We start from the raw sequence: 10825 nt of genomic DNA on the forward strand, positions 1-10825 counted from the left end.
GTGTATAAGAGACAGATGTAGGAGAACGCCAGGTCGTTGTCGCCGGGCAACGCCAGGTCCAGGTCGCCGCGCCAGCTCACCACCCGTCGACGAACTCCTCGGGCGTGGTGCGGCCGCCCCGGTAGACGAGGTGGGCGCGGTACAGCTGATGGCGCAGGGTCCGGTCGCGGCCGCCGCCGCGCGGTACGACGCCGAAGCGCACCGCGGGCTGATCGCCGCCGGCGAACCAGGCCCGCAGCCGCCGGGCGAGCCCGTGGTCCCAGCCGTCCGGTCCGCTCAACTCGGCGACGAGCGGCACGAGTTCGGCGATCCGATCAATCGGGATCATGTAGGAGAACGCCAGGTCGTTGTCGCCGGGCAACGCCAGGTCCAGGTCGCCGCGCCAGCTCACCACCATGCCGACGACCCGTTCGGGACGCCCGTCGCCCGCGCCGCGCACCTGGACGGCGGCGCCGCTGAACCCCGGCCGCACCACCTGCTCGTTGCGCCCGGCGTCGAGCTGGATCCACGCACCGTGCGCCCCGCTGATCCGGCCGGTCAGCCACATGCCGTCGGCGAAGCTCCGCGCGTAACCGCCGATCCACACCTCGCGGCCGCGCTCCAGGCTCCGGTCGAGCGTCGCGGGGGTGGCCTGCGGGCGCGGGCTGTCCAGGGCGAGTACGGCGATGTCCTCGCGGGTCGCGCCGAGGCCGGGCAGCCACCCGTCCTCGGCGACCCGTGCCCCGACCGGAGCGATGCCGGGGTTCTCGGCGAACTCCACCCACATCCGGGCGCCCGGCTCGCCGACGACATGGGCGCACGTCAGCGCCCGGTCCTGGGTGAGGAGCACTCCGGCGCCGCACACCGGCCCGTGCGGCTCGCCACGGCGCAGCCGGAGTCGCCAGTCCGCCTTCAACTCCCCCATAGCGCATGAGGGTACGCGCGCAACGGGTGCCGCTCCCAGTCCCTGGACATGTTCCGGTCACCCGGTGTCTACCGGACGTCACACCGCAGGGTGCGTCCCTCCGTCCCCGGTTCGACCCTGAGCACCAGGCGCCGGCCGGTGGAGCGCACCTCGATGCCGGGGTCCGCCGAGACGACAGCGCTCACCGGCCGCTCCCAGACGACGTCCACCGGCGCACCGGTCCGGTCGGGGCCGCTGACACACACCGTCGTCGAACGCCTCCCCTCCCGTACGAGCACGCTCGCCGCGGCCGTGACGGAGAGCGGACCGGCCTCCCCCGGCTGCCAGAAGTTGGCGGCGGTCACCCCCTGCGAGCGGACGGCGACCGCCTGCGCTGCGGCCGTGTTGGCGAGCACGGTCAGCCAGCGCCGTTTGGCGGCACGGGCGGTGACGGCACCTCGGGAGGCGCCCGGCATCAGCAGGTAGACGTACTCGGCGTCGACCGGATCGGTGCCGTGGTCGAGCCAGAGCGTCTGGTAGCGGCGGGTGCGGCGCTCGGTGGAGCTGGTGGTGTTGATGTCGGACCAGGCGCCGGTGCGGTCCTCGCGCAGGGTGCGCAGGCCGGCGCCGCCGCCGGGGAGGACCCAGCCGCCGTGGCCCTCCAGGTGGGCCCAGCGGGGGCCGGCGCCCGCCTCCACGGTGAGCCGTTGCGTGCCGCCCTCGCCGAGCATGCGGTTGTCGACGATCGTCTCGACGGGGGCCTGGTCGGTGCCGGTGATGCCGGCGCCGAGGCAGATGACCGTGTCGGCGACGCAGAACCACGACTTGTGGGCCTCCAGGGTCGAGCCGAGGCCCTTGAGGTGCTGGCCCACCGCGCCGAATTCGCCGTCCGTGGCGCCGCCGACCCATTTCACCGCGGGCCTGGGCGCACCCCATTCGCCGCCCGCCTTGTCGGCGAGCCGCTTGGTGGACACGGTCGTTCCGGGCAGCCGGTAGGGGTCGACGGTCGGCCAGAACCAGTCGGTGTACTGGTCGTTCTCCTTCTCGCCGGGCCACCAGTAGAGCATTCCGGCGCCGGTGTGCCAGCCGCGCGGATTCTCGCCGTTGCCGCACTCGTAGTGCGCGATCCGCTCCGAGGCCATGGAGATGCCCGCGGCCCAGCCCGGGCGCCGGTGGACGGCGCGGGCCATGCCGGTGAAGAGGTGGTGGCCCACCCGCTCGGGCGCGGCCGGCGCCGCGGTGGCCTGGACGGCGTGCAGCCGGGCCAGGTCCGCGATGCCGAACTGGCGGGCGGTGAGGATCGGGCTCGTCCGGTCGCGGGCGATCCAGCCCTTGATCATGCCGTGCCACCGGTCGCGCTCGGCCGGGGAGGCACCCGCGGCGAGGAGGGCGATCCCGGCGATGATGCCCTGCCCGTGGAAGTGGTCGCCGCGCATCACCTGCAGATCGTCGCTCTTCAGGTAACCGCGGCTGATGGCACGGCCGTTGACGCTGTCCATGACCAGACCGTTGTAGATCAGCGGCGCGTAGGCGTGCTCGACGCTGTCCAGGATGATCTGCCGGTCCGGGTCGGTGACGGCCCAGGTGGATCCGGCGAGCAGCGCGAAGAGGCGGCCGAGGCCGTCGAGCATGACCTGGCCGTAGGTGCCGGAGTAGGCGACGGTGGTGTGCTGGATGAACGACCCGTCCGCGTACAGCCCGTCTCCGTCGGTGACGTACGGGAAGACGGGCGACAGTGCGTCCCTGGCCAGGGCGATCTTCGCGGGCGCCCGGCCGAGGACGCCGCGCAGGGTGACGGAGCGGCAGAGGTCGACGCGGTTGGCGCCGGTGGAGGTGCCGCTGTAGTCGCGGAGCACGGAGTCGGGGACGAAGTGGTCGACGGCGGCGCAGGCGGCCTCGACGCGGGCCGCGCCCAGGTGCTCGTACAGGACGGACGTGATGTCCATGAGGAGGCGCGGGCTGCCGATCTGCCACTCCCACCAGTTGCCGTACGGGGTGACGGAGGCGTGGTAGGCGGTCGCGGCGAGGTGGTCGTAGCCGCGGAGGATGTCGGCGAGGAGCGTGGCGTCGCCGGTCGATCCGGTGCCCGCCTGGGCGTACGCCTGGGTCATCGTCCACAGGCGGCTGTAGCTCTGGGTGATGCCGGACGGCGGGTCGTACGGGAAGCCTGGCCACAGCGAGTCGGCGGCCGGATTCATCGTCGCCCGGAACTCCCTTGCGAGCGTGCCGGTTTCGGTGAGACGGGAGGCAAAGGGTTCGACGGCCGCGTCGAAGCCGGTGCCGAGCGCGATGTCGGCCCAGCGCAGACGGAGGGCGTCGAATTCGTCGGCCCCGCTGGCTGCGTCGGTGGTTGCCACGGCCGTCGCGGCGGTGGCCGAGCCGGGAAGGGAGATCGCCAGTGCGGTGGCGGTCGAGAGGGCGAGCAGAGTACGGCGGGACATTTCGGATGGGTTCGGCATGTATGGCTCCCATTCGTCAGGGGGTGGACGCCGGCGCGGAAAGGGTGCGGGGTGGGTGGACGCCATCGCGAAAGGGGTGGGGAATGGTGCGGGGTGGGTGCTTGTCGTACGCACCCACCCCGCATCCTCCGTTCTCAACCACCGCAATGGAAGCGGGCGTCACCCCAGTCCGCGTGGTCGTTTCCGTTCCCGTCGCCGCCGTCGCCCACGACCAGGTCGACGTACTTGGCGCCGGTGATGTCCGCCGTGAGCGACCAGGCGTTGTCGACCGCCTTGAGAACCGGTGACTTCACCTTCTCGGTACCGTCGGCCAGGACGCTGAACTGCACGCTGCCGCGCGAGGTCTGCACGTCGTCCACGCCCACCTGGGCGGTGAAGGAGGTGCACTTGCCGCCCAGGTAGTAGCGGATCTTCGCCGGGGCGTGGCTGCCGAGGCCCTTGGCGTAGGTGGTGCCGCCGATCTTCAGCGGGGTGCCGTCGCCACTGCCCTGCTCGCCGTTGGAGAGGTCCCGCTCGACGGGCCCCCAGCCGTTCTCGGCGGCCGTCCAGTCGAGGTCGCTGGCCCAGCTGTCCGTGGTGGGCGGCGGCGGCAGGGTCCGTACGGAGGTCTGCGCGCCGAGCGTGCGCTGCGTGGCGCCGACCGTGTACGTCGCCCGGGAACTCAGGTTGTACGTCTGGTACTTGGCGTCGACCGGCGGGGTGACCCGCCAGCTGCCGGTGACCTTCGCGCCCGCTGCGACCGAGTCGAAGGTGACGGCGCCGGTGGGCTCCGCCTGCCAGCCCTCCGGGACGCTCAGGCTCAGCGCGACACCGGTCGCCGCGGTGGCCTCGTAGTTGGTGAAGCTCGCCTTGACGGTGTTGGCCGTACCCGGCTCCAGGGTCTCGGCGACCGGGTCGACGCTGAGCGTGCCGCAGGCGGCGAGCTCACCGGCCGGGGCCGGGCCGAGGTCGGTCACGGTGAACGCGTCGAGGACGAAGTCGGCACCGTCGGGTGCGTCGCCGCGCTTGCGCAGCCCGGTCCAGGTGTCGCCGCAGCCCGCGGTGACGGTCTCGGCGAAGTGACCGGTGGTGCGCTGCTGTCCGACGGGGGTGGTCCGGGTCTGGACCGAGTCGGGCTTGCCCTCGGCGGTGATCCGGTCGTAGCCGTCGACCCACTCGTAGGCGCCGGAGTGACTGGACTGGTAGTCGTACTCGACCTTGTAACGGTGACCGTCGGTCATCGGCACGGTCCAGGGGGCGGTGCGGTAGACGAGGCCGGTGTTCTCCTCGTGGGCCTTCAGGGACTCCTTGCCGCCGATGACGTCGTCGACGAGCTTTCCGTTCCAGCCGGCCTGGGTGTACGGGGCGTGCAGCTGGGAGATGACGGTCCGGGGGTCGGTGGAGCCGCCCGCATCGCCCTTGAGGAAGGGGCCCCAGCCCTGGTCGACGTCCTCGAAGTCCTCGTACACGACGGTGTTCTCGCGGGTGGCCGGAGCGTTCGCGACGATGCGTACGTCATCGGCCCGTACCGTCGCCGTGCTGCCCTTGGCCGCTTCGATGCGGAGCGTGGCGCGGCCGTTCGCGGGAGCGGTGAAGTTCACCTCGGCGCGCTGGAAGTACGTGCCGTGCCAGTCGGACGCGGCGACGTAGTCCTTGGCGGTGGAGCGGTCCACGGCGACGGACTTCCCGCCGATCGAGAGCGTCGTGTGCCGGGTCCTTCCCGGCTGGACCTCGATGAGCGCGGACGCGGTGTAGCGCGTGCCGGGCTTGAGGCCGGTGATGCTCTGGGAGAGGGCCGCGGTGGAACCGCCGGAGAGCTCGGCGCTGTTGCGGCCCTGGTCGTCGGTGTCGCGCGCGACGGTTCCGGTCTTCGACCAGGCGTCGAGCCCGTTGTCGTTGAAGCCGGGGTCGTCGACCAAGGTGCCCTCGCCCCACTTGGCGTCGGCGGCCTTGGGCGCCTGGTTCGGGTAGAGGACGTAGGGCTGTCCGGCCTCGGCGGTCAGCGTGATCTTCCCGCCCACCGGGCGGACGGTGCCGGTCTTGACCCGGCCGTTGTCGGTGAGCTTGTAGACGGTGTACGTGCCGCCCGACGGCACCTCCCAGCTGCTCGTACCGCCGGACCTGCTGTAGTGGTACAGCTTCTTGCCGCCGTCCCACGGCAGCAGGTAGTCGGTGCCACTGAGGACCTTGCGGCCGTGGTCGTAGAAGGTCCGCCTGCCGTCCTCGACGGTGCCCCGCAGATCGCCGGTGAAGGCGATGTCATTGCCGTCCCAGCGAGTGATCTTCTGCTGCTGGAGGTACTTGGCGGGCAGGTCGCGCTGCCAGACGTTGTCGTAGAAGGCGTTCCAGTCGGTCTCGCCGGTCCAGCCCTCGAACTCGTCGATGGCGGTCTGGCCGAGGACCGGGTCGTTGTTCCAGACGTCCTTCTCGTCGTTGCGGATGAACCGGATGATCTTCGAGTTGAGGCCCTTGTTGGTGGCGCCGCCGTAGTCGAGGTCGTTGGCCCAGTGCGACCAGAGCGAGCCGCGCTCGAACTTGTCGGCCCACTCGGAGGCGACGTTCCAGCCCTGCTTCTGCACGGACTGCAGGGTCTTGTCCGCGATCCAGCCGTGCGTGTAGTAGACGTCGATGTAGAGCAGGCTGAGGTTGGGGTCGGTCTCGTCGCGCAGCTGCTGGAAGCGCTTGGCCAGATCACCGCTGTTGATGTCGCGGCGCTGGTCGATGTAGTAGCTCTGGCCGAGCCAGTTCCAGCCGGGCTTGGTCTTGTCGACGAGCTTCTCGTCGAAGGCCTTGGCATCCGGGTACGCCTCGGTGGCGTTGACGTGGACGCCGAAGGTGGCGCCCCACTTCTTGCCGTCCTTGAGGAGCGCGTTGAGTTCCTTCAGTCCGCCGGCGCGCTCGTTGTAGTTGCCGCCGTAGTCGGGGTGGGCGGAGTCGTGGCCCTCGGAGGCGTACCCCTTGAGGAGCGCCATCTGCCCGAGGCCGTCGGTGGCGAGGGAGATCCGCTTGACGTCGTCCAGCGTGCGCAGGAAGGGGTGGGTGGCCTGGCTGGCGAAGTTGAACGGGATGTGCGTGATGACCCGGTCCGGGGTGTCCTTGCTGCCGGGCGCCGTGATGCCGATGGAGCGGAAGGCGACGGCGCCGTCCTGCCAGTCGACCGACTTGTCGCCGTTGGCGTCGGGGGTGACGACGACCTTCGCCCAGGGCAGGGCGTCCCCGCTCTCCGGCTTCGGCGCGCCCTCGCCGCGGTAGGTCCACTGCCCGGACCAGACGCCGACCCGGACGCTGCCGTCGTCGGCCTTGCGCGCCTGGTGCCAGAACCGGGCGTCGTCGCCGCCGGTGGCACCGGAGGGCTTGTCGTACGAGGAGTTGGACTCGATGGCCGCAGCCAGGGAGCCGGTGTTGACGATGGCGTACGAAGCGCCGACGGGGGCCTTGTCGGCGGCGATGTCCGGGGTGACCGGGGCGAAGACGTCGGCGGTCTTCGTCGAGTCGTTGTCCAGCCGCGTGAAGGCGGTGGCGGCGCCGGTGTCCGTGGAGCCGACGGAGACCAGGTCGTGGCCGGGGATGTCGATGGTGCCGACGCGGAACGCCTCGGTGTCGCGGACGGCCGTCACCTTGAAGGTTGTGGCGCGTCCGGAGACGGAGAGCGAGGCGTCGATCTCGATGCCGGGCAGATCGGTGAAGGTCAGCGTGTAGCGGGCGGCCGAGGCGGTGATCTCGGGGGCGCCCTTGAGCTTCACGGGGTGCGCGGTGCCGTTCAGGGTGACGGCGGTGACCGGCTGCGTACTGCCGAGCAGCCGGCTGCCACTGGCCTTGTCGGTGTACGCCAGAACGCGCGGGAAGTCGTCCGCGACGGCGACCGAGAGCTGCGCGGACTGGATGACGGCGGCGTCCGCGGGCACGGCGGACTCGACTACGGCGGGAGAGGGGGCGGCGGCGGTGGCGGGGAGCGCGGTCCCCACCAGCGCCAGGACGGCGGCTGAGGCGGCGGCGACAGCGCCCGCCGAAGTGAATCTTCGCGACATGTGCTCTGAGTAGCCCCCGTGACCGGACAGCGTCAACGACGTGCGGCTCCTCGGGGCGCTCCAGTCCAACAACCGTGTCGCGTAAGTCCAAGTGGCCGGTTGGCATCCACGCGGGGCGGCGCCAGGAGGGGGCGTCGTTCGTAACGTCCCGGAGGGCCGGCTCTACCTGGAACGGCACCACGGCCGCACACCCGCCGGCGTCGTCGCCCGCGTCATGCAGCGCATCCTCACGCTGACCACCGCCATCCGGCACAACCGGAGCGGACAGCCCGTCCTGCGCTCACTGACCGCCTACAACCACTAACCCTCGGGACCGATCACGTAGTTGGACGGTGCCAGGGTGCGCAGGACGTCGAACTCGTTGCCCTCGGGGTCGGCCATGACCACCCAGCTCCGGCCGGGGCCCTGGCCCACATCCACCTTGGCGGCGCCGAGGCCGAGCAGCCTGGCCACCTCGTCGTCGGTACTGCCGTCGATCGGGCTGACGTCAAGGTGGAGCCGATTCTTCCCGCTCTTGCCCTCGGGCACCCGGATGAACACCAGGGTGGGCGGCATCTGGCGGGCCCGGACCTCCTCGACGGCCGGCTCCCAGGAGCCGATCTCGACCTTGTCCTCGCTCCGGTCGATCACCTTGAAGTCCAGGACCGCGCACCAAAAGGCCGCGAGCCGCTCCGGATCGCGACAGTCGACAACCAACTCGGTGAATCTACTGGTCATGACTCCCCCAGACAGTACGGACGCGGGCTCAGCCCATGGGGCCGCGCCGCCCGTCCGGCAAGTCCGGGATCGCTACGACCACTACGTAACCGTAACCCTTGGAATCGATCACCTGGCCAGGCCTGTCCGGCGGATCTCGTGACCGTCTCAGTATCGGTTCGTCGGCATGGTCAGAGGCGGGGAGATCTCACAGATGGAGAGTGGGCCCGGCTGAAGCCGCATCTGCCGAAGTCCGGGCAGTGTGGTGGCCGTTGGGCCAGCCGTCGCAGGATCATCAACGGGATCCTGTACCGGCTGCGCGCTGGGGTGCCGTGGCGCTACCCGCGCGCTTCGGTCCGTGGAAGACCGTGTACGAGCGGCACAACGCTGGTCGGCGGACGGCACCTACATCCTCCACGGCACCGTCACCGTCGCCTCGATCCGGCTCCGGCTCCGCGCATGACCCGCCGGACAGGCCCTAGATCAGGCTGAGTGCCTGCATCGCATCGCGTTCGATGCGCGAGAGCTCGTGGAGGATGGTGCCGGCCTGCATGAGGTTCTTCGCGTCGCCGGATTCGCCTGCTGTCGCGACGAGTGCGGCCACCTGTGTCCAGAGGGTGGCGGCCTCGGTATACAGGGTGTGGCCGGTGCGCAGGTGGCTGCTGTCGATCAGCTGGGCGCACTCGGCGAGGAAGTCCCGGTAGAGATTGCGGAACAGGGCGCCGCCGGTGCCGGCCCTCTCCATGAGGACAGCTGTCCGTGGCAGGTCTTCCCGCGAATTGTCGCTGCGCTGCAGCCACTTCGGCACTTGCTTGGCGGTCTTCTCGATGCCCCGGTGGCCCAGGTTCGCGATGGGCGGGTTCAGGAAGGCGCCGGCGCAGGTCTTGATCGCGGGGATGATCCGGTCCTGCGGTGGCGTCGGGCTGCTGGGCGCTGTGATGGTGAAGGAGCGGTGCTTGGCGGTCATGGGGCCGCGCTGGGCCCTGGCTCTGGCCAGGCCGGCGAGGCTGGTGGAGACGGCTCCGCCCTGCGGGTCGGTGTCCACCAGGTAGGCGTGCTGTTCGTCGTAGCCGTACATGGCCACGACGTGCCCGCCGAAGTGCACCTTGGTGCTGAAGTAGTCCAGGTGGTAGCTGTCGAGTTGCAGGCCGACCGGCCGACCGGCGTCGATGGGTGCCGCCACGTTCTGCCATGCCTTGCGCGGGGACGTGGTCTCCCCGATCAGCAACTCGAGCCCGAGGGCAGCGGCCAGGTTCCTGGTGAGCGCGAACGGCTTGACCCTGCCTCCCAGGAAGGGAAAACCCATGGCTTTGCTGTCCCAGTAGATGAAGGACAGCCCGGAGCCGAGCCCGAACAGCATGGGCTCGGACAAGTCGAGTCCCTCATGCCGCAGCAGCACGCCCAGCGCCGTCGTCTCGCAGTGCTGCATGCCGCGAACATCGATGCCTTTCACCATGGCCATGCCGCTCATTCTCCTCCCTCACCTGACGACGACGCCGCAGACGGGCGTGCCGGACCACCGCGTCCCAGGCGTGATCCGCCGGACAGGCCCTATGGCTTGTGGTCCGGCGTCGATCCCGGCAGTCCTGCGTACCAGCCCTGGACGGCCGGCCAGAATCCGGCCGCACGCGTCCAGACCGTCTTCCCCGGCCACTGTCGCCGGTACGCGTGACCCGCCACACGGACGGCGGAGAACCATGGTGTGATGGCGCCGTGAGCCGCGCCGCAGAAGAGACCAACCGCCGCATGCTGCGGGCAAGGGATGCGATGGACCGCGGCTACGCACAGCCGCTGGACGTCCCGGCGCTGGCCCGGATCGCCCATGTGTCCCCGGCTCACTTCACCCGCACCTTCCGGGCCACGTTCGGCGAGACCCCGCACCGCTACCTGCAGCGCCGCCGGGTCGAGCGGGCGATGTTCCTGCTGCGGGAGACCGGGCGCAGCGTGACGGACATCTGCTTCGAAGTCGGCTTCGGCAGCCCGGGAACCTTCAGCCGCACGTTCCGCGACATCGTCGGCCGGTCGCCGAGGACGTACCGGAAGGAAGCCGCGGCCGTGGACGTACCGACGTGCTTCACGATGGCGTGGACACGGCCGAACACCTGACCGTCCGCACCCTCACCTACCGTCCGTCGACTGAGCAGTTTCGGATAAGTTTCCGTCCCGCCCGCCCAGTAGCGTGACGCACATGTTCAACGCCATCACGCACTCGCAGATTTACGTCCTCGACCAGGACGAGGCCCTCGACTTCTACGTCGGCAAGCTCGGCCTGGAGGTCAGTGCCGACGTCGACCTGGGCTTCATGCGCTGGCTGACCGTCAGCATCCCCGGTCACCCGGAGCGCCAGATCCTGCTGGAGAAGCCGGGCCCCCCGGCGATGTCCGAGGAGACGGCGCAGCAGGTCCGGGAGCTGGTGACCAAGGGCGCGACGGGAGGCTCGCTCATCTTCACCACGGACGACTGCCGCAAGACGTACGAGACGCTGCTGGGCCGGGGCGTCGAGTTCACCGAGGAACCCACCGACCGTCCGTACGGAACCGACTGCGGTCTCCGCGACCCCTTCGGCAACAGCATCCGCTTCACCCAGCCGAAGGCCTGACGGCCCGGGCCGCCGACGTCAGGGAAGGGCTGCCCTCGGGGAACCCGGGGCGGTGGATTCAAGGGGGCTGGGACGTGAGCGAAGGCCAGGACCGGCGCATCCTGCACGCGGAGCTGCGCCACGGAGCCGGCTGACACCTCGCGCTCCTGGTTCCCCATGCACGACTGCCCCCGTTCCGGCC

8 protein-coding genes and 1 pseudogene are annotated in these 10825 nt (G+C 70.5%); 4 read left to right on the forward strand and 5 right to left on the reverse strand.

Translation table 11 applies throughout. From position 1 onward, the window contains the following. Nucleotides 1–76: 76 nt before the first annotated feature. From ACFU8Q_RS33815 to ACFU8Q_RS33825, 3 genes are all read right to left on the reverse strand, one after another. A complete protein-coding gene (locus ACFU8Q_RS33815; protein WP_384461645.1) occupies nucleotides 77–904 on the reverse strand; it encodes a serine protease in 828 nt (275 codons plus the stop codon). Nucleotides 905–972: 68 nt separating this feature from the next. Further along, nucleotides 973–3324 (reverse strand): polysaccharide lyase 8 family protein, encoded by a 2352-nt coding sequence (locus ACFU8Q_RS33820; RefSeq protein ID WP_384461648.1) that lies wholly within the window; start codon nucleotides 3322–3324, stop codon nucleotides 973–975. 152 nt (nucleotides 3325–3476) lie between these two features. After that, nucleotides 3477–7349, reverse strand: a complete 3873-nt coding sequence (locus ACFU8Q_RS33825; protein ID WP_384461651.1) for an endo-alpha-N-acetylgalactosaminidase family protein — start codon at nucleotides 7347–7349, stop codon at nucleotides 3477–3479. 91 nt (nucleotides 7350–7440) lie between these two features. On the opposite strand from ACFU8Q_RS33825, the gene ACFU8Q_RS33830 reads away from it, so the two are divergent. After that, a complete protein-coding gene (locus ACFU8Q_RS33830) occupies nucleotides 7441–7653 on the forward strand; it encodes a hypothetical protein (protein WP_384461654.1) in 213 nt (70 codons plus the stop codon). Here ACFU8Q_RS33830 and ACFU8Q_RS33835 read toward each other — a convergent pair. Next, nucleotides 7650–8066, reverse strand: a complete 417-nt coding sequence (locus ACFU8Q_RS33835) for a VOC family protein (protein ID WP_384461657.1) — start codon at nucleotides 8064–8066, stop codon at nucleotides 7650–7652. The two genes, ACFU8Q_RS33830 and ACFU8Q_RS33835, sit on opposite strands and share 4 nt — an antisense overlap. Before the next feature lie 138 nt (nucleotides 8067–8204). On the opposite strand from ACFU8Q_RS33835, the pseudogene ACFU8Q_RS33840 reads away from it, so the two are divergent. Then, nucleotides 8205–8454, forward strand: a pseudogene (locus tag ACFU8Q_RS33840) (transposase); the annotation flags it as partial. Between the two features lie 69 nt (nucleotides 8455–8523). On the opposite strand, the gene ACFU8Q_RS33845 reads toward ACFU8Q_RS33840, so the two are convergent. Then, complete coding sequence (locus ACFU8Q_RS33845) at nucleotides 8524–9507, reverse strand: BtrH N-terminal domain-containing protein (RefSeq protein ID WP_384461660.1); 984 nt, start codon at nucleotides 9505–9507, stop codon at nucleotides 8524–8526. Nucleotides 9508–9758: 251 nt separating this feature from the next. Here ACFU8Q_RS33845 and ACFU8Q_RS33850 point away from each other — a divergent pair, with 251 nt between their 5' ends. Together ACFU8Q_RS33850 and ACFU8Q_RS33855 are read left to right on the forward strand one after the other, a co-directional pair. Beyond that, entirely contained in the window at nucleotides 9759–10151 is a 393-nt protein-coding gene (locus ACFU8Q_RS33850) for a helix-turn-helix domain-containing protein (protein ID WP_384461663.1), read from the forward strand. Between the two features lie 82 nt (nucleotides 10152–10233). Further along, nucleotides 10234–10644 (forward strand): VOC family protein, encoded by a 411-nt coding sequence (locus tag ACFU8Q_RS33855; RefSeq protein WP_384461666.1) that lies wholly within the window; start codon nucleotides 10234–10236, stop codon nucleotides 10642–10644. Nucleotides 10645–10825: the final 181 nt, after the last annotated feature.

It is taken from the genome of Streptomyces sp. NPDC057543 (genome assembly GCF_042801895.1).
GTDB lineage: Bacteria > Actinomycetota > Actinomycetes > Streptomycetales > Streptomycetaceae > Streptomyces.